21 protein-coding genes, 1 tRNA gene and 3 pseudogenes are annotated in these 20,486 nt (G+C 74.3%); 10 read left to right on the forward strand and 15 right to left on the reverse strand.

All coding sequences use genetic code 11. The features are described from left to right. Window positions 1-15: 15 nt before the first annotated feature. The 4 genes and pseudogenes from RLT57_RS04160 to RLT57_RS04175 all read right to left on the reverse strand — a co-directional run bounded on the left by RLT57_RS04160 (window position 16) and on the right by RLT57_RS04175 (window position 2,722). On the reverse strand, window positions 16-714 hold the full coding sequence (locus RLT57_RS04160) for an amidohydrolase family protein (RefSeq protein ID WP_311296002.1): 699 nt from the start codon (window positions 712-714) through the stop codon (window positions 16-18). Window positions 715-717: 3 nt separating this feature from the next. Continuing rightward, a pseudogene (locus RLT57_RS04165) lies at window positions 718-1,023 on the reverse strand (sugar ABC transporter substrate-binding protein); the annotation flags it as partial. A gap of 171 nt (window positions 1,024-1,194) precedes the next feature. After that, window positions 1,195-1,985, reverse strand: a pseudogene (locus RLT57_RS04170) (SDR family NAD(P)-dependent oxidoreductase). After that, window positions 1,982-2,722 carry an enolase C-terminal domain-like protein gene (locus tag RLT57_RS04175; RefSeq protein WP_311296003.1) on the reverse strand — a complete coding sequence of 247 codons (741 nt, stop codon included), beginning with the start codon at window positions 2,720-2,722 and terminating at the stop codon, window positions 1,982-1,984. The pseudogene RLT57_RS04170 and the gene RLT57_RS04175 overlap by 4 nt, the downstream one beginning before the upstream one ends. Window positions 2,723-3,106: 384 nt before the next feature. Here RLT57_RS04175 and RLT57_RS04180 point away from each other — a divergent pair, with 384 nt between their 5' ends. Further along, window positions 3,107-4,243: a PAC2 family protein gene (locus RLT57_RS04180; RefSeq protein WP_311296004.1), complete on the forward strand. Its 1,137-nt coding sequence runs from the start codon at window positions 3,107-3,109 to the stop codon at window positions 4,241-4,243. 71 nt (window positions 4,244-4,314) lie between these two features. Here RLT57_RS04180 and mshC read toward each other — a convergent pair whose 3' ends face one another. The 4 genes from mshC to RLT57_RS04200 form a co-directional block, all read right to left on the reverse strand. Continuing rightward, the gene (mshC, locus tag RLT57_RS04185; RefSeq protein ID WP_311296005.1) at window positions 4,315-5,544 is read right to left on the reverse strand and encodes a cysteine--1-D-myo-inosityl 2-amino-2-deoxy-alpha-D-glucopyranoside ligase; all 1,230 of its coding nucleotides are present in this window, start codon (window positions 5,542-5,544) and stop codon (window positions 4,315-4,317) included. Window positions 5,545-5,639: 95 nt separating this feature from the next. Then, window positions 5,640-6,545 (reverse strand): SCO1664 family protein, encoded by a 906-nt coding sequence (locus tag RLT57_RS04190; protein WP_311296006.1) that lies wholly within the window; start codon window positions 6,543-6,545, stop codon window positions 5,640-5,642. Continuing rightward, window positions 6,509-7,099 (reverse strand): DUF3090 domain-containing protein, encoded by a 591-nt coding sequence (locus RLT57_RS04195; RefSeq protein WP_311296007.1) that lies wholly within the window; start codon window positions 7,097-7,099, stop codon window positions 6,509-6,511. Before RLT57_RS04195 ends, RLT57_RS04190 begins: the two co-directional genes overlap by 37 nt. Before the next feature lie 78 nt (window positions 7,100-7,177). Beyond that, entirely contained in the window at window positions 7,178-7,900 is a 723-nt protein-coding gene (locus tag RLT57_RS04200; RefSeq protein WP_311296008.1) for a histidine phosphatase family protein, read from the reverse strand. 184 nt (window positions 7,901-8,084) lie between these two features. Between RLT57_RS04200 and RLT57_RS04205 the strand changes: the two genes are divergently transcribed. After that, window positions 8,085-8,720 carry a hypothetical protein gene (locus tag RLT57_RS04205; protein ID WP_311296009.1) on the forward strand — a complete coding sequence of 212 codons (636 nt, stop codon included), beginning with the start codon at window positions 8,085-8,087 and terminating at the stop codon, window positions 8,718-8,720. Window positions 8,721-8,968: 248 nt separating this feature from the next. Here RLT57_RS04205 and RLT57_RS04210 read toward each other — a convergent pair whose 3' ends face one another. Continuing rightward, entirely contained in the window at window positions 8,969-10,018 is a 1,050-nt protein-coding gene (locus RLT57_RS04210) for an LLM class F420-dependent oxidoreductase (protein WP_311296010.1), read from the reverse strand. Between the two features lie 164 nt (window positions 10,019-10,182). Between RLT57_RS04210 and RLT57_RS04215 the strand changes: the two genes are divergently transcribed. Together RLT57_RS04215 and RLT57_RS04220 are read left to right on the forward strand one after the other, a co-directional pair. Beyond that, window positions 10,183-11,163, forward strand: a complete 981-nt coding sequence (locus RLT57_RS04215) for an aldo/keto reductase (protein WP_311296011.1) — start codon at window positions 10,183-10,185, stop codon at window positions 11,161-11,163. A 256-nt stretch (window positions 11,164-11,419) separates the two neighbouring features. Then, window positions 11,420-13,573 (forward strand): ATP-binding domain-containing protein, encoded by a 2,154-nt coding sequence (locus RLT57_RS04220; protein WP_399129756.1) that lies wholly within the window; start codon window positions 11,420-11,422, stop codon window positions 13,571-13,573. A gap of 105 nt (window positions 13,574-13,678) precedes the next feature. On the opposite strand, the gene RLT57_RS04225 is transcribed toward RLT57_RS04220, so the two are convergent. Next, window positions 13,679-14,281, reverse strand: coding sequence for a hypothetical protein (locus tag RLT57_RS04225; RefSeq protein WP_311296013.1), 603 nt, complete (start codon window positions 14,279-14,281; stop codon window positions 13,679-13,681). 47 nt (window positions 14,282-14,328) lie between these two features. On the opposite strand from RLT57_RS04225, the gene RLT57_RS04230 reads away from it, so the two are divergent. After that, on the forward strand, window positions 14,329-14,517 hold the full coding sequence (locus RLT57_RS04230; protein WP_311296014.1) for a DUF5703 family protein: 189 nt from the start codon (window positions 14,329-14,331) through the stop codon (window positions 14,515-14,517). A gap of 166 nt (window positions 14,518-14,683) precedes the next feature. Here the strand turns inward: RLT57_RS04230 and RLT57_RS04235 are convergent, their stop codons facing one another. The 3 genes from RLT57_RS04235 to RLT57_RS04245 form a co-directional block, all read right to left on the reverse strand. Continuing rightward, entirely contained in the window at window positions 14,684-15,478 is a 795-nt protein-coding gene (locus RLT57_RS04235; protein ID WP_311296015.1) for a chaplin, read from the reverse strand. 202 nt (window positions 15,479-15,680) lie between these two features. Further along, entirely contained in the window at window positions 15,681-15,914 is a 234-nt protein-coding gene (locus RLT57_RS04240) for a chaplin (RefSeq protein WP_311296016.1), read from the reverse strand. A gap of 157 nt (window positions 15,915-16,071) precedes the next feature. Beyond that, the gene (locus tag RLT57_RS04245; protein WP_311296017.1) at window positions 16,072-17,397 is read right to left on the reverse strand and encodes a M20/M25/M40 family metallo-hydrolase; all 1,326 of its coding nucleotides are present in this window, start codon (window positions 17,395-17,397) and stop codon (window positions 16,072-16,074) included. A 202-nt stretch (window positions 17,398-17,599) separates the two neighbouring features. On the opposite strand from RLT57_RS04245, the gene RLT57_RS04250 reads away from it, so the two are divergent. Further along, window positions 17,600-17,687, forward strand: a tRNA-Leu gene (locus tag RLT57_RS04250). Between the two features lie 87 nt (window positions 17,688-17,774). On the opposite strand, the gene RLT57_RS04255 is transcribed toward RLT57_RS04250, so the two are convergent. Further along, window positions 17,775-18,092, reverse strand: a complete 318-nt coding sequence (locus RLT57_RS04255; protein WP_311296018.1) for a hypothetical protein — start codon at window positions 18,090-18,092, stop codon at window positions 17,775-17,777. A gap of 130 nt (window positions 18,093-18,222) precedes the next feature. Between RLT57_RS04255 and RLT57_RS04260 the strand changes: the two genes are divergently transcribed. From RLT57_RS04260 to RLT57_RS33690, 4 genes and pseudogenes are all read left to right on the forward strand, one after another. Beyond that, window positions 18,223-19,104, forward strand: a complete 882-nt coding sequence (locus RLT57_RS04260; protein ID WP_311296019.1) for a hypothetical protein — start codon at window positions 18,223-18,225, stop codon at window positions 19,102-19,104. Further along, complete coding sequence (locus RLT57_RS33680) at window positions 19,101-19,283, forward strand: hypothetical protein (RefSeq protein ID WP_432759756.1); 183 nt, start codon at window positions 19,101-19,103, stop codon at window positions 19,281-19,283. Before RLT57_RS04260 ends, RLT57_RS33680 begins: the two co-directional genes overlap by 4 nt. After that, window positions 19,283-19,432 (forward strand): annotated as a pseudogene (locus tag RLT57_RS33685) (hypothetical protein); the annotation flags it as partial. The gene RLT57_RS33680 and the pseudogene RLT57_RS33685, both read left to right, overlap by 1 nt. A gap of 67 nt (window positions 19,433-19,499) precedes the next feature. Continuing rightward, on the forward strand, window positions 19,500-19,904 hold the full coding sequence (locus tag RLT57_RS33690; protein ID WP_432759757.1) for a hypothetical protein: 405 nt from the start codon (window positions 19,500-19,502) through the stop codon (window positions 19,902-19,904). On the opposite strand, the gene RLT57_RS04265 is transcribed toward RLT57_RS33690, so the two are convergent. After that, window positions 19,843-20,466: a flavin reductase family protein gene (locus RLT57_RS04265; protein ID WP_311296020.1), complete on the reverse strand. Its 624-nt coding sequence runs from the start codon at window positions 20,464-20,466 to the stop codon at window positions 19,843-19,845. The genes RLT57_RS33690 and RLT57_RS04265 overlap by 62 nt on opposite strands. Window positions 20,467-20,486 lie beyond the last annotated feature (20 nt).

Below are 20,486 nucleotides of genomic sequence, written 5' to 3' on the forward strand. Positions count from 1 at the left end.
GGGCCGGGCGGCCGGTCAGCCCAGCCGGTGGATCCGGGCCGCGTTGCCGCCGAGCACCGCGGCCCGCTCCGCCGGGTCCAGCGCGGCCACCGCCTGCTCGGCGAGCGCGTACACGTCGGCGTACTGCCCGGCGAGCGTGCACACCGGCCAGTCGGAGCCGAAGAGCGCCCGGTCGGGGCCGAAGGCGTCCAGCAGCTGCCGGGCGTAGGGCAGCACGTCCCGCGGGCGCCAGCTCTTCCAGTCGGCCTCGGTGACGAGCCCGGAGAGCTTGCAGCTGACGTTGGGCAGCGCGGCCAGCGCGCCGATCAGCCCGGCCCACGGTTCCCGTCCGCCGGCGGCGATCGGCGGTTTCCCGCCGTGGTCGAGCACGAACTCCACCTCGGGCAGCGCCTGTGCGGTCGCCACCGCCGCGGTCAGCCGGGCGGGGGTCACCATCGACTTGTGGTAGACGCACGCCACCTTGGACTGCCAGGCGGCGGTGTCGCCGGGCGCCGGCGCGGGCTCCCCCTGGAAGGAGACCCGGCCGGCGTCGGGCGTGTGCAGCCCGGTGCGTACGGAGACCAGGGTGGACTTCCCGGCGCCGTTGCGGCCGACCAGCGCGTGCGAGTCGCCGGCCGCGACGGTGATGCCCACCCGGTCGAGGGCCAGGGTGGCCCCGAACCGTTTGACGATGCCCTCCGCGTGGACCGCGGCGGGCGGTACGGCCTCACCCATGCGTCAGCTCTTCCCGAGCCGGTTGGCCCACAGGTCGGGGTCGTCCACGTTGGCCTTGGTCACCAGCGGCGCCGGCAGCTGGTCCTCCAAACCATTGGGGATCTGGATGATGTTGGAGCCGTGGTCGGTGGGTCCGGGCTGGAACTTCTTGCCGGCCAGCGCCTCCTTGGCGTAGTACAGCGCGTACCTGGCGTAGAGGTCGGCGGGCTGGGAGATGGTGGCGTCGATCTGCCCGGCCTTGATCGCCTTGAACTCCTCGGGGATGCCGTCGTTGGAGATGATCGTGATGTGGCCGGCGGTGCCGGCCGGCGAGTGCGGTGACCGCGAGCAGTGCGGCACAGGCGGCCACGGTGGTCGTGCGCAGTCTCCTCTTCGAGTCCTGCCCCTTCAGGTGCTGGGTATCGGCTCAGTGGGTGTTCGGTGCTGCGGTGCGCTGTGGTGCCGTACGGCGGAGCCGGTGGAGCGGTACCGCGTGCCGGGTCATCCGGCGGCGGGCCGCAGACGCCGTCCCTGCGTGCCGCCGTCGACGGCGAGCGCGGTCCCGGTCACGCTCGCGGCGGCCGGACTGGCCAGGTACGCGATCGCGGCGGCCACCTCGTCGGCGGTGACCAGTCGGCCGAGCGGCTGACGGGCGTTCAGGGCCGCACGCTCGGCCGCCGGGTCCTCGGCCTGTTCGAGCAGTCGGCCGATCCAGGGGGTGTCGGCGGTACCGGGGTTCAGGCAGTTGACGCGGACGCCTTCGCGTACGTGATCCGCCGCCATCGCCAGCGTGAGGGCGAGTACCGCCCCCTTGCGGGCGCTGTACAGCGCCCGCTGCGGCAGCCCCGCGGTGGCGGCGATGGAGCAGGTGTGGGTGATGGAGACGCTGCCGGGGCGGGCGGCGGCGGCCTCGCGCAGGTGCGGCAGGGCCGCGCGGGCGGTCCTGACCATGCCGAGGACGTTGATGTCCAGCACGCGCTGCCACTCGTCGTCGGGGTTGTCCTCCACGGTGCCGACGGCGCCGATGCCCGCGTTGCTCACCAGGACGTGCAGCCCGCCGAGGGCACCGACGGCCTCCTCCACGGCGGCGCGTACGGCCCGGTCGGAGGTGACGTCGGCGTGGACCGGCACGGTGCCCGCGGGGGCGCCGGACGGGTCGCGGTCCAGTACGGCGACGCGGGCGCCGCGTGCGTCAGCAGCGCGGCGGTGGCCGCGCCGATCCCGGAGGCGCCGCCGGTGACCAGGGCGGTCAGCCCGGCGAAGTCCTGCGGGTGCTCGGTGGTGTTCGTCATCGGGTGAGCTCCTGTCGGGCCGCCCAGACCGGTCCGTCGGGGTAGCGGTAGTCAGCGAGTGTCCCGGGGACCATCCGGGCGGAGAAACCCGGGGCCGCGGGCGTACGGTAGCGGCCGTTCTCCACCACCGCCGGGTCGGTGAAGTGCTCGTGCAGGTGCGGGACGTACTCGATGATGCGGTTGTCCCAGCTGCCGGAGACGGCCACGTAGTCGAACATCGACAGGTGCTGGACCGGCTCGCACAGGCCGACCCCGCCGGCGTGCGGGCAGACCGGCACCCCGAACTTGGCGGCGAGCAGCAGGATGGCGATGTTCTCGTTGACCCCGGCCACCCGGGCCGCGTCGATCTGGACGAAGTCCACCGCGCCGGCCTGCAGCAGCTGCTTGAACACCACCCGGTTGGCGACGTGTTCGCCGGTGGCGACCGGGACCGGCTGCCCGGCGCGGATCGCGGCGTGCGCGAGCACGTCGTCGGGGCTGGTGGGCTCCTCTATCCAGTAGGGGTCGAAGGGGACCAGCACGCGCGTCCAGTCGACGGCCGCGGCGACCACGTCGTTGCCGCGGCCGATCGTGAAGCACAGGCCGTGGCCCGCCAGGCCGCCGGGGGCGTCGGTCCGCAGGACGACATAGGCGGCGGAGTAGTCGGGGCCGAAGTTCACGGCGTCCGAGCCGTCGAGCTGTTCCGAGGTCGGAAAGCGGATGTCGTAGACGTCGACCTCGGTAATGGCCGGACTCATGCACACTCCCGTCGCAAGACATCGGATCTTTTTTCGATGATCCGATGTATAGCGGCGCGGACGGCCGTTCACCCAAGGGGAAGTCAGGACTCGTTGATTACAGATCGGACGTCTTGCCCTGCCCGGCGCCGAAACCCGGCCGACCTGCTGCGACCGCTGCGACATGGGGCCGCGACCGGGGCGACGCGACCCGCGCCCGCCGTCGCGGACGGCGGTGGCGGGGGCGGCGGCGGGGCCGCGGGCAGGGCGGGCGCGGGCCGGCCGCCCGCCGGGCCCGGTGGGCGCACCGTGACGCCCGGTACACCGTAGGCTGGTGCCGCACGTGAAGGATCAGCAGCCGGTACGGGGACGGCACCGCCCCCTCCGGCCGGAAGGAGGCGCTGGGTGATCGAGCTCGAGGGAGTTCCCGAGCTGATCGACCCGGTCATGGTGGCCGCGTTCGAGGGCTGGAACGACGCCGGGGACGCCGCTTCCACGGCGGTCGCCCATATGGACCGGGAGTTCAAGGGAGAGGTCTTCGCCGCACTCGACGCCGAGGACTACTACGACTTCCAGGTCAACCGGCCCACCGTGTGGATGGACGGCGGGGTACGCAAGATCACCTGGCCCACCACCCGGCTGTCCGTGGTCCGCATCACCTCGCCCAAGCCCCGCGACCTGGTCCTCGTCCGCGGCATCGAACCCAGCATGCGCTGGCGCTCGTTCTGCAACGAGATCCTCGGCTTCGCGCACGAGCTGGGCGTGGAGATGGTCGTGGTGCTCGGCGCCCTGCTGGGCGACACCCCGCACACCCGCCCGGTCCCGGTCACCGGGGTCACCTCCGACGCCGACCTGGCCGCCGCCCTCGGGCTGGACGAGTCCCGCTACGAGGGCCCCACCGGCATCGTCGGCATCCTCCAGGAGGCGTGCACGCACGCCGGCATCCCCACGGTGAGCCTGTGGGCGGCGGTGCCGCACTACGTGTCGCAGCCGCCCAACCCCAAGGCCACCCTGGCGCTGCTGAACCGCCTGGAGGACCTGCTGGACCTGCGCATCCCGCAGGGCGAGCTGCCCGAGGACGCCCGCGCCTGGCAGGTCGGGGTGGACCAGCTGGCCGCGGAGGACAGCGAGGTCGCCGAGTACGTGCAGACGCTGGAGGAGGCGCGGGACACCGTCGAGCTGCCCGAGGCGTCCGGCGAGGCCATCGCCAAGGAGTTCGAGCGGTATCTGCGCCGCCGCGACCCGCAGGCGGGCGGCGGCTACGCGACCAGCGAGGGCGGCGACGGCGTACCGCAGTTCCGGGAGCGGACGCAGCAGGCGCGGGAAGACCCGGACGGCGCGAAGGACGGGTCCGAGGACGACGGGCGGGACCTGCCGGACTCCGGGTCGGGTCCCGGCCCCGGACCCCGCTCGGGTCCCGGCTCCCCCGGCGCCGGGTCCGATCCGGCCCCCGGCTCCGGCTCCGGCTCCGGCCCCGGCCCCGGCCCTGGTCCGGGTCCCGCCGCCGGCCCTGACTCCGGGGAGGACGGCACCGGCGCCTGACGGCTGCCGCGGGCGCCCCCGACGCGGGCGCCCGCGGCAGCCGTCTCAGTTCGGCCCCGGACTGTGCCGGCTCACAGCGCCACGCCCAGCAGCGCGTCCACCGCCCGCGAGACCAGGCCGGGCGCGCCCGGGTCCGTACCGCCGCCGGCCTGCTGGCCGGCGGCCCAGTGGTCCACCGCGGCCAGGGCGCGCGGCGCGTCCAGGTCGTCGGCCAGCGCCGTGCGGATCTCCTCCACCAGTGCCTCGGCGGGCGGCCCGTCCGGACGGGAGACCGCGGCGCGCCAGCGGGCCAGCCGCCTGACCGCGTCGTCGAGTACGCCCTCGGTCCACTCCCAGTCGGACCGGTAGTGGTGGGCGAGCAGCGCCAGCCGGATCGCCGCCGGGGCGACGCCCTCGCGGCGCAGCGTGGAGACGAAGACCAGGTTGCCCTTGGACTTCGACATCTTCTCGCCGTTCAGCGCGACCATCCCGGCGTGCACGTACGCCTTGGCGTACGGGTACTCGCCGGTGAGCACTTGGGCGTGCGAGGCGCCCATCTCGTGGTGCGGGAAGGCCAGGTCGGATCCGCCGCCCTGGACGTCGAAGCCCATGCCGAGGTGCTCCAGGGCGATGGCCACGCACTCGATGTGCCAGCCGGGCCGTCCCGGCCCCAGTGATGCGCCGTCCCAGCTGGGCTCGCCCGGACGGGCGGCCAGCCACAGGACGGGGTCCAGCGGGTTCTTCTTGCCGGTCCGGTCCGGGTCGCCGCCGCGCTCGGCGGACAGGATCCGCATGGCGGTCGCGTCGAGCCGGGAGACCTTGCCGAAGTCCGGGTCGGTGTCGACCGAGAAGTAGACGTCGCCGTCGAGCTCGTAGGCGGCGCCGGCGTCCCTGAGTCGCTCGATCAGCGGCACGATGGCCGGTATGGCCTCCACCGCGCCGACGTAGTGGGCGGGCGGCAGCAGCCGCAGGGCGGTCATGTCCTCGCGGAACAGCGCGGTCTCGCGCTCGGCGAGCGCCGCCCAGTCGTCGCCGGTCGCGGCGGCCCGCTCCAGCAGGGGATCGTCGATGTCCGTCACGTTCTGCACGTACTGGACCAGCCGCTTCGTGTCGAGCCACACGCGCTGCACGAGGTCGAACGCGTTGTAGGTGGCCGCGTGCCCCATGTGGGTGGCGTCGTAGGGAGTGATCCCGCAGACGTAGAGGCGGGCCACGGGACCGGGATCGACGGTCACCGGACCGCCGGTCGAGGTGTCGTGAAGACGCAGGACGCGTCCCGTGCCGGGAAGGGCGGGGACGTCGGAAGCGGGCCAGGCATGCATGTCATGAGATTAACCGGGCAGCACACCGCCAAAACGATCGGGAGCGGGGCGAACCGCGATGCGAAGGCCGCGCCGGACCCCGGCGGGGCCGCAGGTCAGACCGGCGGCCAGGGGATCGAGGGCCATTCGCCGCCGGGCCGCGGGTGGGTCCCGGTCTCCCGCAACCGGTGCACCCTTGCTCGCAGTGCGGCGGTCTCCGCCGTGGTCAGGAGGGTCGCGAGCCGCTCGCCGAGGGTGCCGTCCAGCTCCGCGGTGAGCCTGTCCAGAACCGCCACCGCCTCGGCCGGAAAGGGTTCGCCGGCCCATCCCCACAGCAGGGTGCGGAGCTTGTCGTCCGTATGAAAAGTCACCCCGTGGTCAATGCCGTATATCCGGCCGTCGGCGGCGGGCAGCAGGTGCCCGCCCTTGCGGTCGGCGTTGTTGATCACCGCGTCCAGCACCGCGATCCGGCGCAGCCGTATGTCGTCTGCGTGCACCAGCAGGGCGGTCCCGCCCTGCTCCAACTCGGCCTCGACGACCGCCTTCCAGCCAGGGCCCGGCTCCGCGTCCTCGGTGAGGGCGAGCAGCTGCGGCGGACCGTCGCCGCCGTCCTCGCCGCCGTCCCCAGGCGGCTCGATCCAGCGCTGGACCATGCCCTGCCCGTACGGGCCCTCGCGCAGCACCGTGGGCGGCACCAGGCCCCATCCGGTGGCCTCGGAGACCAGGTAGGCGGCCACCTCGCGCTGGGCGAGGGTGCCGTCGGGGAAGTCCCACAGCGGGCGCTCCCCGGAGACGGGCTTGTACACGCAGGCGACCGTACGGCCCCGGTGGGCGCTCTCGCAGTACAGGACCGTGTTGGAGGCGCCGCGCACCCGGCCCTTGACGGTCAGTTCGCCGTGCGTCAGCGCGTCGGTGTCACCGGGGGCGCCGGGCCCGCGGGGAGCGGCCGGTCCGCCGGGAGCACCCGAGGCGCCGCCGAAGGCGTTCAGGCCGACCTCCGGTACCCGTTCTGACGCGGGCATACGTGTCCTTCCGGGTCCAGGGGGAGGCTGCACAGCGGACAGGGCGGACGGCCCGCCGAGACCACGTCGAGGGCGCGTTTGGCGAAGGAGCGGGCCTGGGCGCCGGACAGCAGCACCCGCAGCAGCGGCGGGCCGTTCTCGTCGTCCTGGAGCAGCTCCTCCTCGGCCGCCTCCAGGTCCTCCTCGTCCTCGGCGGCGACCTCGACGAGCGCCTGCGCCTCGATAACCATCCGCTCGTGCGCGCCGTCCCAGGCGAGCGCCATGGTGCCGACCCGGAACTCCTCCTCGACCGGCACGTCCAAAGGCCCGGTGTCGGCCAGCTCGGTCGGGGCGACCGCCGGCACCGGGGCGTTGCCGCCGGTCCGGCGCACCACCTCGTCCAGCAGCTCGTCGATCCGCTCGGCGAGCGCGGCCACCTGGGTCTTCTCCAGTGCGACGCTGGTGGTGCGGCCGGAAGCGGTGGCCTGCAGAAAGAACGTCCGCTGGCCTGGTTGGCCGACGGTCCCGGCCACGAAACGGTCGGGATGTTCGTAGAAGAAGACCTGACGGGGCACGCCTTGCTCCGTTTGCTCGTCCGAATGCGCGTTCTCAGCGGTTACGCTGCCGGGTCCCAACCCTACTGCGGAAGCTGATCACGGGGTGCCGGTGGAGCCACCCACCACGGCGTCGTCCGGCGCGGCGGGGCCCTGCGCGCCGTCCTCGGTCTGCGGGCGCGGCGGCGGGACCAGCCCGGTGAGGTCGCCGGTGTCGCCGAGCCGCAGCAGGAACGGCCGGTGCGGGGTGTACCGGATCACGGTCACCGAGCAGGGATCGGTGCCGATCCGCTGGAAGAGGTCCAGGTGCATGCCGAGCGCGTCGGCGGCCAGCGCCTTGATGATGTCGCCGTGCGAGCAGACCAGGTACAGCGCGTCCGGGCCGTGCTCGGCCTCGATCCGGTCGTTCCAGTCCCGTAGCGCGTCCACCGCGCGGGCCTGCATGCCGCGCAGCGACTCGCCCCCCGCACCGGGGAAGACGGCGGCCGAGGCGTGCCGCTGGACGGTAACCCACAGCGGTTCCTCGGCCAGCTCGCTCAGCTTGCGCCCGGTCCAGTCGCCGTAGTGGCACTCGCCGACGCGGTCGTCGGTGTGCAGCGGCAGTTCCGGCCGGGTGTCGAGCAGCGGCTGCAGGGTCTCGCGGCAGCGCTGCAGCGGGCTGCTGACCACGGCGGCCAGCGGGAGGGCGGCGAGCCGGGCGGCGAGCGCGGTGGCCTGGGCCCGGCCGGTGTCGTCCAGGGCGACACCCGGGCTCCACCCGGCCAGCACTCCATCGGTGTTGGCCGTCGAACGGCCGTGCCGGACAAGGATCACGGTGGGCATGCCCGTCACCGTAACCCTTCCGGGGCGTCCCCGTTGTGCTGGGTGCCGGCCGTGGCGGGGAGGACCCCCCGAGCCCCCACCACGGCCGCGGATTTCCGCGATCCGCCGCCGTCGGCCCGCTCCTCGCCGTCGTACCCCCTGGGTAAGGTGCAGCAAGGGTCAAAGAGGCCCGGGAATCGGCGGCGTGAAGCGGGTGGAGATGTTCGGCAGGGCGACGAGGAGCCGTCCGGCGGTCGCCGCGGCGGCGGGTCCGGCGGGAGCGGGAGCGGACTGGTCGCCCTACCGCCGGCTGGTGGACGCGGCGGAGGCGTACTTCCTGCACGCGGATGTCGCGCTGGACGCCATAGAGGGGGTGGTCGGGCGCCGCCGGGTGCGCGGCTTCACCCTGGAGCGGGTGGTGGACCTCACCGAGGCGGGGGCCTCGCTCTGGCAGGAGGCGGCGGTCTGCGACGGGCGGCGGCTGGTCCTGTGGCACAGCGAGGAGCTGGCGGACGCGGAGGCGCCCGGCGGGACGGTGCTCGACTCGTCGGTGCAGGTGCTGCCGCTGGCGTCGATCGGGCATGTCGGGATGCGCACACTGGTGGGGCGGGACGAGGAGGGCCGGCGGATCGACCGCGGGGTGTACGTGGTGCTGGCCACCTCGACGCCGCACGAGCTGACCGCGGCCCCCACCGACCCGGACTCGCCGCTGCCGGCGGCCTCGGCGCGGTTCCGCCCGGAGACCTTCCGGTTCAGCAAGTCCCTGGACGACGGCGGAGCCGGGCAGATAGCCCGGCTCATCGACTTCGGCCGCCTGCTCGGACGGCTGGTCCCGGACTGACGGCTGCGGCCGGGCCGCGCGGGGCCGGCCGGCGCGGCCCGCGGGTGCGCCGCAGCACGTGCGGGCGCCCGGCGCGGGTCGGGCACACCGGCCGGCCCGGATGCGGTGCGCCGCTGCGCGTGGCGTGCGCCGCTGCGCGTGGCGTGTGCCGCGGCACGTGCGTGTGCCGGTCGCGGACCAGGTGACGAGGCCGCGCCACGGGGCCGGTCAGGACCGGCCGCGGACCGCGCCGGGGGGACGGCGGCGGCTCAGGCGAGGCCGGCCCGTTCCAGGGCCTCGATGCCCGCGCGCAGGCCCGCCAGGCGCTCCTCCAGGGTGAAGCCGGCCGGGGTCAGGTTGAGCGTGTCGACGCCGGCCGCCGCGTACTCCGCCAGCCGGTCGGCGATCCGCTCCACCGGGCCCAGCAGGCTGGTGGAGTCGATCAGCTCCTGCGGCACCGCTGCCGCCGCGCCGTTTTTGTCCCCGGCCAGGTACTTGTCCTGGACCTCCGCGGCCTCCTTCTCGTACCCCATGCGCTGCGCGAGCCGGTTGTAGAAGTTCTGCCTGCGGCTGCCCATGCCGCCGACGTAGAGCGCGGTGTACGGGCGGAAGAAGTCGGCGAGCGCGGCCACGTCGTCGCCGAGGGCCAGCGGCAGCGTCGGGCTGACGTCAAAGCCGTCCATCGTCAGGCCGGCCTTCTCCCGGCCGGCCCGCAGGAAGCGGATCGCGGTCTCCTCCAGCTGGGCGGCGGACGGGAAGAGCAGCAGCGCGCCGTCGGCGATCTCGCCGGTCTGCTCCAGGTTCTTCGGGCCGATCGCGGCGATGTAGAGCGGGATGTGCTCGCGCTGCGGGTGCACGGTCAGCTTGATCGGCTTGCCAGGACCGCCGGGCAGCGGCAGCGTCCAGTGCTCGCCCTGGTAGCTCAGCCGCTCGCGGGACATCGCCTTGCGGACGATCTCGACGTACTCCCGGGTACGCGACAGCGGCCTGTCGAACTTGACGCCGTACCAGCCCTCGGAGACCTGCGGGCCCGACACGCCGAGGCCGAGCCGGAACCGGCCGCCGGACAGCGAGTCGAGGGTGGCGGCGGTCATCGCGGTCATCGCCGGGGTGCGCGCCGGGATCTGGAAGATCGCCGAGCCGACGTCGATCCGCTCGGTGTGGGCGGCGACCCAGGAGATCACGGTGGGGGCGTCGGAACCGTAGGCCTCGGCGGCCCAGCAGACCGCGTAGCCGAGCCGGTCCGCCTCCTGGGCGACGGTGAGGTTGTCCGCGTCCATGCCGGCACCCCAGTAGCCGAGGTTGATCCCGAGCCGCATACCGCTCCCCTTTTGTCCGTGGTGCCCGTGCACCGCCGCCCGCGCGGTGTACTGGTGAGTAACGTCATTGTCACTCCGGACTGTAGCGTGCCGCCACCACTCCGTCGCCTGTCAGGTACGTCACTGCTGCCCTTCGGCGGGTCCGGGCGCTAGCCTCAGCGTCCATGGAGCAAAGGCACCTCGGCCGCACCGGGTTGCGCGTGTCCCGGCTGGGGCTCGGCACCCTCACCTGGGGCCGTGACACCGGCGAACGTGACGCCGCCGATCAGCTCAAGGCGTTCTGGGGCGCCGGCGGCACACTGGTCGACACGGCCGACGTCTACGCCGACGGCGGTGCCGAATACCTGCTCGGCCGGCTGCTGGAGGACCTGGTGCCGCGGACCGACCTGGTGATCGCCACCAAGGCGGGCAGCGTGCCGGACCCGGACCGGCGGTTCGACACCTCGCGCGGGCATCTGCTGTCCGCGCTGGACGCCTCGCTCCAGCGGCTCGGCACGGACTACGTCGACCTGTGGCAGGTGCACGCCTTCGACCCCGGCACGCCGCTGGAGGAGACCCTCCAGGCGCTGGAGATCGCGGTCAGCACCGGGCGGGCCCGCTACGTCGGCGTGTCCAACTTCTGCGGCTGGCAGCTGGCCAAGGCGGCGTCCTGGCAGCTCGCCGCGCCCGGGCGCACCCCGCTGGCCAGCACCCAGATGGAGTACTCGCTGCTCCAGCGCGGGGTGGAGCGGGAGGTGCTGCCGGCCGCGCTCGACCTCGGGGTGGGGCTGCTGCCGTCCTCGCCGCTGGGCCGCGGGGTGCTCACCGGCAAGTACCGGCACGGCACGCCGGCGGACTCGCGCGGCGGCTCCCCCGACATGGCGCCCTTCGTGGCGCCCTACCTGGACGAGACGGCCCGGCTGATCGTGGACGCGCTGGCCATAGCGGCGGACGGGCTGGCCGTCTCCGCCCTGCACGTCGCGCTGGCATGGGTACGCGACCGGCCCGGGGTGGCCGCCCCCATCGTCGGCGCGCGCAGCGCCGCGCAGCTCACCGAGGCGCTGTCGGTGGAGGCCCTTACGCTTCCCGAAGAGATCTGCCTGGCGCTGGACGATGTCTCGGCGCCTTTGCACCGCTATCCGGACCACGACTGGAGCACGCTCTGAGCCGTGGCCGCGCCGCTCCACGGAGGCCCCAGCAGTGACCGACACCCCGCCTTACGTCCCGACGACCCCGCAGCCCGCACCGGCGGCCGGCGGACCCGCCCCGGCCGGCGGTCCCGGCGGTCCCGGCGGCTCCGCGCGACAAGTGGACCTCGCCGGGCTGGCGGCGGCCGTGCGGTCGATCGAGCGCGGCGAGAACCCGGCGGCTCCGGCGCCGCGCGGGGACGCCGCCGAGGCGCGCCGCAAGCGGCGGGAGGCGATGGCGGCGGAGATCGCGGCCGTCCAGGCCGCCGAGCTCGCGCAGGCGGCGGGCACCCCGGCCCCGGCCCCGGCCGCCGGGTCCACCCAGGGGACGGCGCAGGCGCCGGAGACGGGCGCCGAGGCGGACCCGCACGCGGACCCGCGTACGGAAACGGACGCGGCCACGGCGGCCGGCGGCGCGGTGGCGCCACCGGCCGCCGTGGCCGAGGGCCCGGTGCCGGACGCCGTGTCGGTGCCCGGCGGCCCGGCGCCCCGTGCCGCGTCGGCGGCCGGGCCGCCCGCCACCGCGGCCGGGCCCGGCGACGGGGGTCTCGCGGCCGACCCGCAACCGCACGGGACCGGGGCCGGCTCCCGCCGGCGCGGCCCGGCCTCCCCCGCCGCGCCGCGGCCGGTGGCCGTGGACCCCGCCGCGGTGGCGGCGGCCCGGCAGGTGCTGCTGGCCGGCGGCGCCCCCGGCGGGCTGGCCGAGGAGGCGGTCCGGATCCTCGGCGAGCGGGCCGGCGCGGAGCTGCGGGCCGACCCGTGGGAGGTACTGGGCCTGGCGGGGGTGCGGGTGGAGCACGCGGACGCGTTCGCGCGGGCCCTGCTCGGCGCGGGATCCGGGCCGGGGGACGCGCGGCGGGCCAGGGCGCTCGTCGGGTTCCTGATGGAGCGGGCCGCCGAGCAGGGCCATACCGCCCTCACCGCCGACGCCCTCAAGGCCGCGCTGGTCCGCCACACGGTCCCCGACCCCGACGCCGCCGTGGCCGAGGCGGTGGAGGACGGGCGGGTACTGGCCTTCGGCGCCGGCGCCGGGACGGAGGAGGCCGACCCCGACGAGGAGGAAGAGGAGACCGCGGACCGACCGGCGGCCGTACCGCTGCTGCTCGGCCTGGACCGGTACGCGCTGGCCGAGGAGAGCCTCGCGGACGGCCTGATCCGGCTGCTGCGGTCCTTCGATGGCGTCGACGGCCCAATGTGGGAGAAGGCCGCCGCCGACGCGCCCTCCGCCTCCGCCGCCGAACTGGTCCGGGCCGCCGCCGGCAGCGGCCTCGTCCTGCACACGGGCGGCGAGGCGGCCCGCGCCGAGCCCGCCGCGCTCGTCACCGCTGCCCGGGAAGCGGGCCTGCGGGCGTACGCGGCGGCGTACACCGAGAACGGCCGCCGCCGCCTCGCCGAAGCGGTGGGCGAGGACGCGGCGCTGACCGTGGCCGGGCTGCTCGACGGCGGGGCCGGGCCGGGGCGGGACGGCGACGGCACTCTCGCGCTGGACCTGCTCGCCGTGCTGGACGCGCCGCAGCTGTCGGTGGAGGAGGCCGCCGACCTGGTGGAGGCGGTCCCGGACGGCGCCCGGCTGGTGCTCAGCGGCGACCCGCACGCCCTGTGGTCGGCCGGTCCCGGCCGGGCGTTCGCCGACCTGCTGGCCGCCAGGGTCTGCCCGCGGGTCACCTCCCGCACGCCCGACCCGGGCCCGATCGGCGCGCTGACCTCCTATGTGAGCGTCGGCGAGTTCGCCACCGTGGAGGCCCCCGGCCGCGAGGTCGTACTGGTCCCGGTCCGCGACCCGCAGGAGGCCCTGCTCCGTACCGTCCAGCTGGTCGCCGACTCCGTACCGCGGGTCATCGGCGTCCCGGCGGACCGGACCCAGGTGATCGCCCTCGCGCACGGCGGCGCGGTCGGCACCCGGGCGCTGAACGCGGCCCTCAAGGAGCGGCTCAACCCCGGCCCCGGCCGGTTCGGCGGCTTCGACCCGGGCGACCGCGTGGTGTACGTCCCGGCGCCCGGCCGTACGGTGCCGGGCACGGTGGTCGGCGCGGAGCCGGACGGGCTGCGGCTGGAATGCGAGGGGGGCGGCGTCCTCGTTCCGCGCGACGACGTGGCGGGGCCGGGCGGACCGGCGGGGCCGGGCGGGAAGGTCCGGCACGGGTGGGCGGTCACCGCGCACCAGGCGGCCGGGACCCGCTGGCCCGCGGTCGTGGTGGTCGTGCCGGGCGACGCGGGGCCGCTGCTGACGCGTTCGTGGGTCTACACGGCGTTCACCCGCGGCGAACGGCATCTGTCGGTGGTGCGGGGCGGGGACCAGGCCCTGGCGCAGGCGGTCGCGGGCCCCGCGGCGAAGGAGCGCACCACCCGGCTCACGGGGGTGCTGCGGGAGCTGGCGGCGGAGGGCTGAGCGGGGCCGTGCGGGGCCGGGGCGGGGGATGCCGGCCTCTTCGGCCGCCACTCCCCCGCCCGCCGGCCGCCCGCGGCCTTCCCCGCACCGGCCGGGCGGCGGGGCTCAGTCCGGGTCGAGCACACTCAGCTCGTCGTCGAAGACCGCGCTCACGTCGAAGCGGCACACCACCAGTTGCGGGTCGGCCTGGTCGAAGGGGGCGTCGAGCCACTCCCCGGGCTCGGCGGGTTCGACGGCCGTCACCCACAGCGTGGAGTCGCCCTCCTCCAGGCCGAACTCCTTGTGTCGCTGGGCGATCTCATCGGGTTCGTACTCCCCGAAGATCACCCCGATTGCCGCGTTGACCGAGTCGCCTTCCGTGTCGTCGCCCTCGTCGGCCCTTCTGGCCTGCGCGAACAGCCGGTCGGGCTCGACGATGGTGTAGTCGCGGCGGATCAGCACGCTGACCGTTTCCGGCTCCTCGGGCCCGGCGTACTCGACGGTGTCGCCGGCCGGGACCTCGAACGGCGTCACCTCGTCGTACCGCTCGTACAGCAACTCGTCATACACCTCGGCGGCCGAGGCCAGCGCCTCGAACGCCGCGTAGACGACGGGGTCCTCCCCGCCGGTACGGTTCTCGATCGCGTCGAGGTGACGGTCGAGCGCGGCCTTGAACGCCTCGACCGCGGCACGGACCTCGGCCACGGTGGGCTGCACGTCATCAGACATGAGGCAGACGCTATCCGCACCGGGGCGTTGCTTGCACAATAGATGCGATGCCGGAATACGAATTCAGAGAGATGTACGTGCCGCGTGGGGTCTCCCGCAAGGACGCGACACGTCTGCTGACCGACGAGGCGGAGTACAGGCACTGGGAACTGGACCGGGTGCGCCTCTACCCCGACGGCAGCCGCCGGGTGCGCCTGCGCCGCCGCATCATCCGCCAGGCACGGGCCACTTGGTGACCGCGACCGCCGTCGCGGACCGCCGGGCGCGGCCCGCGCGGGCCGGCGGTCCACCCGGCGCGGAACGGCCCGCGCCGACCGGTGGGGGACCGGGCGGCCGATGTCCCGTGCCACCCGGTCCCGTCCGCGCCGGACCCTGAGTCCGCGCGGTCCCGCGGCGCCCCGGTCAGCGCCGGGCGGCGCGACCACGGCGGTACAGGGCGGTTCCGCCCAGCAGCAGCGCGCCCGCGGCGGACGCGGTCAGACCGATCCCGTCCGCTCCGGTGTGCGCCAGCGCGGGCGTCTTCGCCTCCGCGCCGCTGCCCGAGCCCGGGTACGAGACGGGGGCACCGCCGCCGGGGGTTCCCGGGTTGCCCGGGGTGCCGGGGGTGCCGGGGGTTCCCGGGTTGCCCGGGGTGCCGGGGGTGCCGGGGGTTCCCGGGTTGCCCGGGGTGCCGGGGGTTCCCGGGTTGCCCGGGGTGCCGGGCTGACCGGGGGTGTTGGGCGTACCGGGAGTTCCCGGGTTGCCCGGGTTGCCCGGGTTGCCCGGGTTCCCAGGCGTACCCGGCTGACCGGGCGTTCCGGGGTGGCCCGGCTGACCGGGCGTTCCGGGGTGGCCCGGGTGGCCGGGGTGCCCCGGGTGGCCCGGGTGGCCGGGGTGCCCCGGGTGTCCGGGGGTGACGGGCGTCCCCGGGGTGCCGGGGGTGACGGGGGCGGCCGGCGGGGTCGGGTGGACGTCCGCGTTGGCGCAGGCGTTGCCGAAGGCGGGGTTGAGCAGGCCGACGACGTCGACCGTGTTGCCGCAGGCGTTCACCGGCACGTGCACCGGGATCTGCACGAGGTTGCCGGACAGCACGCCCGGCGAACCGACCGCCGCGCCCTGCGCACCGGCGTCCGCGTAGGCGAACCCGGTACCGCCCGCGGCCAGTACGCCGCCGGCGGCGACCACCGTGAGCAGGCCCTTCTTCGTGAGCTGTCGCATAACTTCTGACATCCCTGCTTTCCGTGTCTTCGGGTTCTTCGGGTCTCCCGGGACGTCCCAGACCTCCCGGGTCTCTCGCGCGCGTCCACGTCCGTCGGGCGGGCGTCCGCGCCCGTCCGCGGCCTCCGCGGACACGACGAGCGGCCCCGGAGCGCGGGGAACGCGCCCGGGGCCGGTCCGGCCGATGAGGGCCGGTGCGGGACTACTGGTTGACGCAGACGTTGCCGAAGGCAGGGTTGAGCAGGCCGACGACGTCGACCGTGTTGCCGCAGATGTTCACCGGCACGTGCACCGGGATCTGCACGAGGTTGCCGGACAGCACGCCCGGCGAACCGACCGCCGCGCCCGCCGCGCCGGAGTCGGCGTAGGCGAACCCGGTGCCCGCGAGCACCAGACCGCCGGTGGCAGCCGCTACGGCGACGACCTTCTTGATCATGGACATCCTCCTCATGGGACGTGTGCGGTCCGAGCCGCGGACCGCACACGTCGTAACGAGGACGACTCGATTAGAGCTACGAAAGCACCGGTTCATTCACTCGTACCGGGTATGTACCCCGGTGCCACGGGCACAGGCGACCGAACCGCCGGCCGTGTCAGCTGTTCTCGATGAAGCGGTCGAGCACCCGGACACCGAAGCGCAGACCGTCCACCGGCACCCGCTCGTCCACGCCGTGGAACATCCCGGCGAAGTCCAGTTCGGGCGGCAGTTGGAGCGGCGCGAAGCCGAAGCAGCGGATACCCAGGTCGTCGAAGGACTTCGCGTCGGTGCCGCCGGAGAGCATGTACGGCACGGCCTTCGCGATCGGGTCCTCCGCCCTGAGCGCCGACTGCATCGCCTCGACCAGCTTGCCGTCGAAGTCCGTCTCCAGCGCCTTGTCGGAGTGCAGCGACTCCCGCTTGACCCGGGGGCCGAGGACCCGGTCGAGGTCGGCCAGGAACTCCTCCTCGTAGCCGGGCAGGAAGCGCCCGTCGACGTGGGCGGTGGCCTGGCCGGGGATGACGTTCACCTTGTAGCCGGCGCCGAGCATGGTGGGGGCGGCGGTGTTGCGCAGCGTGGTGCCGATCATCTTGGCGATACCGCCGAGCCTGGCGAGCGTCTCCTCCATGTCCCCCGGGTCCAGCTCCACGCCGAACGCGTCGGACAGCTCGTCGAGGAAGCCGCGTACGGACTTGGTGATCCGCAGCGGGAACTCGTGCCGGCCCAGCCGGCCGACCGCCTCGCACAGCTCGGTGATCGCGTTGTCCTTGTTGGTCATCGAGCCGTGGCCCGCGGTGCCGTCCACCGTGAGCCGCATCCAGTGCATGCCCTTCTGGGCGGTCTCGATGAGGTAGAGCCGCAGGTTCTCGTCGACGGTGAACGAGAAGCCGCCGACCTCGCCGATCGCCTCCGTGACGCCCTCGAACAGGTCGGGGTGCTTGTCGACCAGGAACCTGGCCCCGTACGTGCCGCCGGCCTCCTCGTCGGCGAGGAACGCCACCACGATGTCCCGCGGCGGCTTGCGGCCGGTCCGCAGCCGGTCCCGTACCACCGCCAGCGTCATCGCGTCCATGTCCTTCATGTCGACCGCGCCGCGGCCCCACACGCACCCGTCGGCGATCTCGCCGCCGAACGGGTCGCGGGTCCAGTCGTCGGCGTTGGCCGGCACCACGTCGGTGTGCCCGTGGATGAGCAGCGCGGGCCGTGACCGGTCCTCGCCCTCGATCCGGGCCACGGTGGACGCGCGGCCCTTGTGCGACTCGAAGATCCGCGGTTCGAGGCCGACCTCTGCCAGCTTCTCCGCGACGTACTCGGCCGCCGCCCGCTCCCCGGGTCCCGAGTGGTCGCCGTAGTTGCTGGTGTCGATCCGGATCAGCTCGCTGCACAGGTCGACGACCTCGTCCTCGCCCGTGCCCGCCCTGCCCGGCTCCGATGCGCCCACGCTCACTCCTCGCTCGTTCCCTGCCGCGCCCGCCAACCCTCCCCGGCGGCCACGGTCGCTGCCGCCCCCATCCTCCCCCGCCACCCCCGCTTCCCCCAAGGCTCGCCCCCGCTTCCCGCCCCCACTCCGTGATCGGGCGCCCCCCGATCTTTGCTATGGTTTACCTCGTCGCCACGGCCTCTCACCCGAGGTGACACACCCGGTCCGGGTGGCGGAATGGCAGACGCGCTAGCTTGAGGTGCTAGTGCCCTTTATCGGGCGTGGGGGTTCAAGTCCCCCCTCGGACACCAGCGGAAGCCCCTGTTGACCAGGGGTTTTTCTGTTGTCAGGTGGTCCGCGTGACCAACGCGGTGACCAACCCGTAAATGATCTTCTCTCTAGGCCACCGTGCCCAACCCGATGCGGCCCGCGGTGGACGCAGCCAGCGTGCGGGCTCCCTCTACACGGCGCTTGCCGTAGCGGGCCATTGTGTAGCCAGGTGAGTGGTGCCGGACCTTGGCGGAGACCTCGACGGGATTCTCACCGTTGTCCAGGTCGTTCGTCACGAGGCTGGCCGGCCAGTCGTGGATGCGGAAGTCGTCCGGGAGGCCGAGACGCCTCCGCAGGGTCCGCCAGCGGGCCGGAACCCTCTCCGGGCCCTGCGGGCCTTCGAGCTTGGATACGTCGCGCAGCTTGAACGCGTCACGGGCGAACACCAGGTGGTGATCCGACCACGCCTCCCCGAGTAGCACTCTCTGCCTGCTGCCGCTTCAGCACGTTCATCAACGACTGATCGACGTAGACACGGACGTTCGCCTCGCCGTCCTTGGCGAGGGGGCGAAGGTAGTGAGCTGCTTCGCCCCGGAGATCGAACTGCGGGCGGAGCAGCCCACAACCTCGACACCGCCGTCCGGCAGGCCGTCCAAAGGCCACGCCGGCCACCGGCTGCGGAGCCGGGCCGACGAAGTACTCGGACGACTTCCCACCGCGATCACCGACTGGCGGGCCCGGGCCTGGGCCAAGGCGGGACTCGTTCCCGGGATCGCGCTCACGGCGTCGTCGTCCCCACCGGTGGCACTCCCGAGCGACGCTCTGCTGCTCGGTCTCCAGGGGCCGGAGAACTCCTCTTCGTCACCGCACGACGACGGGCTGAACTTCTCGCTCACACACGACAGACGGCTCCTGGCAAGCCGGGCGACCGCCGCCGAGCGCACGGGCGCTGACCTGCCGTCCCTGCTGGCACGGCGGAGCCTGCTCGGGCGGGACGGCGACATCGAAGGCGTTCCCGCCCGCTTCACCAGCCAGGACGTGGAGCTGCTGATCCTGCGCAGCCGCGACTTCTCCACGTGGTTGCGCACCGAGAAGCCGGTACCGATGGGCCACGTGCTGGCCATGGCCGACATGCTCAAGTCCCCGCCCCGGCTGATCCGGGACCGGCTGGAGCGGCTCGGATACCGTGTGCCCGATGCCGACCACGTCCCCGAGGCGGCAGTGGTGAGCGACGACGACCTGACCATCCTCAGCAGGAGGTTGGACGGTGTCTATCCCTGGCTGTCACCCGCCGACGAGGTACCGGTCAGCCATCTGCTGACGGCGGCGGCGGTCACGGAGAGGCCCCCCGGCAGGTCGCCGACCGCCTGGCGGAACTCGGCCACCGCCCGCTCGACGGTGCTCGCGCGTATCCGGCCTGGCAGATCCCCCTCCGGCCCACCGACCGACGCCTGCTGAGCCGAGACCTTGACAGCAGGGAGCCGTGGCTCGGGGAGGCGGCCGAGGTCTCGGTCGAGCACCTGCTGGCCGCGGCCGCGGCCACCCAGACGTCCCCCGGCAGACCTCCGGCCGCTTCAAGCAGCTCGGGGTGCGCGTGTCGGAGCAGGCCCGCACCCATTCCGCCTGGCGCACGATGATGTACAAGGACGACAGCGTCCTGATCAGCCGTGACCTGGACGGGCGCAGGCCGTGGCTCCGGTTCGGGCAGGAGGTGGAGGCGGACCACCTGCTGCAGGCCGCGGCGAAGCTGCAGCGCACTCCGGCGGAGCTGGCGGAACGGCTCCGCCTGCTCGGCCTGCTCGGCCTGCTCGGCCGCCGAGCAGGACGCCGGCCTTCTCCCCTGGCACACCAGGCTGGGCCGGGACGACTCGGCCCTCATCAGCGAGGGGAGGGAACGGGTCTACCGGGGGGTTCCGGTGTCCGTGTCGCAGATCCTGGAGCGGTCGGCCGCCCTGGAAATGGAGCCGTGGCAGGTGTGGGAACGGCTGAAGGAACTCGGCTTCACGCCGCCACCGGGCGTGGTCTTCCCCCGGCAGGAGGGGGGCCGGGCAGGGGGAGCCGCCGGGCCAGCGGGTTGGGTCGGTGATGCCGACGAGGTGACCGCGCGGGCGTCGCGGGCGGCGGGCTCACCGCAGGACACCGTCTCAGTGGTTGAGCGGCGACGACGCGCTGCGGGGCCGGCCGAGGCGTCACCCGTCATCCGTCGCCTTGTCGCCCGGGTACGGGGAACCGGGCACCGGTGTCCGGGACGTCCGTGATGGAGTGGTACGTGCCGTCGTGGTAGAGGAGCGGGCGGTGGGCGGGGCTGGTGGCGGCATGGGTGACGCGGCCGATGACGAGGCGGTGGTCGCCGGCGGGTATCAGGCTCTCCAGCGAGATCAGCAGCCAGTTGGTGACGCCGTCCAGCAGGGGTTCGCCGTCGGGGAGGCGGGTGTAGCGGGTGGGTTCGGCGAAGCGGTCGATGCCGCTGGTGGCGAAGCGCCGGGCCAGCTCCTCGTGGCCCTCGGCCAGGAAGTGCACGACGGCGGTGCCGCCGTCACGGACGTGCGGCCAGCTGGAAGCGGTCGTGGCGATCCCGAAGGACACCAGCGGCGGGTCCAGGGAGAGCGAGGCCAGGGAGGTGGCGGTGAATCCGGCGGGGCCGGAAGGGCCCGGCACGGTGATCACGACGACGCCCGCGGGGTGCCCGCGGAAAGCCGCCTTGAACCGCTCCGGGACCGGCGGGGCGGCGGGTGCCGCGGCCGGTGGCTCCGGACGCGCCGCGGCCTGCGACCGCGCGGGCGGCTCGGCGGCGGTGGAACGAGGGGTGACGATGGACACGCTTTCTCCCCATCTCGCGG

Origin of the sequence: Streptomyces sp. ITFR-21, from assembly GCF_031844685.1 — a bacterium.
GTDB lineage: Bacteria > Actinomycetota > Actinomycetes > Streptomycetales > Streptomycetaceae > Actinacidiphila.

Excerpts from the sequence above, each read along its gene's own strand:
- RLT57_RS04160 (WP_311296002.1), bottom strand. The coding sequence starts at position 714 with ATGGGTGAGGCCGTACCGCCCGCCGCGGTCCACGCGGAGGGCATCGTC.
- RLT57_RS04175 (WP_311296003.1), bottom strand. The coding sequence starts at position 2,722 with ATGAGTCCGGCCATTACCGAGGTCGACGTCTACGACATCCGCTTTCCG.
- mshC (WP_311296005.1), bottom strand. The coding sequence starts at position 5,544 with ATGCATGCCTGGCCCGCTTCCGACGTCCCCGCCCTTCCCGGCACGGGA.
- RLT57_RS04190 (WP_311296006.1), bottom strand. The coding sequence starts at position 6,545 with ATGCCCGCGTCAGAACGGGTACCGGAGGTCGGCCTGAACGCCTTCGGC.
- RLT57_RS04200 (WP_311296008.1), bottom strand. The coding sequence starts at position 7,900 with ATGCCCACCGTGATCCTTGTCCGGCACGGCCGTTCGACGGCCAACACC.
- RLT57_RS04210 (WP_311296010.1), bottom strand. The coding sequence starts at position 10,018 with ATGCGGCTCGGGATCAACCTCGGCTACTGGGGTGCCGGCATGGACGCG.
- RLT57_RS04215 (WP_311296011.1), top strand. The coding sequence starts at position 10,183 with ATGGAGCAAAGGCACCTCGGCCGCACCGGGTTGCGCGTGTCCCGGCTG.
- RLT57_RS04220 (WP_399129756.1), top strand. The coding sequence starts at position 11,420 with ATGGCGGCGGAGATCGCGGCCGTCCAGGCCGCCGAGCTCGCGCAGGCG.
- RLT57_RS04225 (WP_311296013.1), bottom strand. The coding sequence starts at position 14,281 with ATGTCTGATGACGTGCAGCCCACCGTGGCCGAGGTCCGTGCCGCGGTC.
- RLT57_RS04230 (WP_311296014.1), top strand. The coding sequence starts at position 14,329 with ATGCCGGAATACGAATTCAGAGAGATGTACGTGCCGCGTGGGGTCTCC.
- RLT57_RS04235 (WP_311296015.1), bottom strand. The coding sequence starts at position 15,478 with ATGCGACAGCTCACGAAGAAGGGCCTGCTCACGGTGGTCGCCGCCGGC.
- RLT57_RS04240 (WP_311296016.1), bottom strand. The coding sequence starts at position 15,914 with ATGATCAAGAAGGTCGTCGCCGTAGCGGCTGCCACCGGCGGTCTGGTG.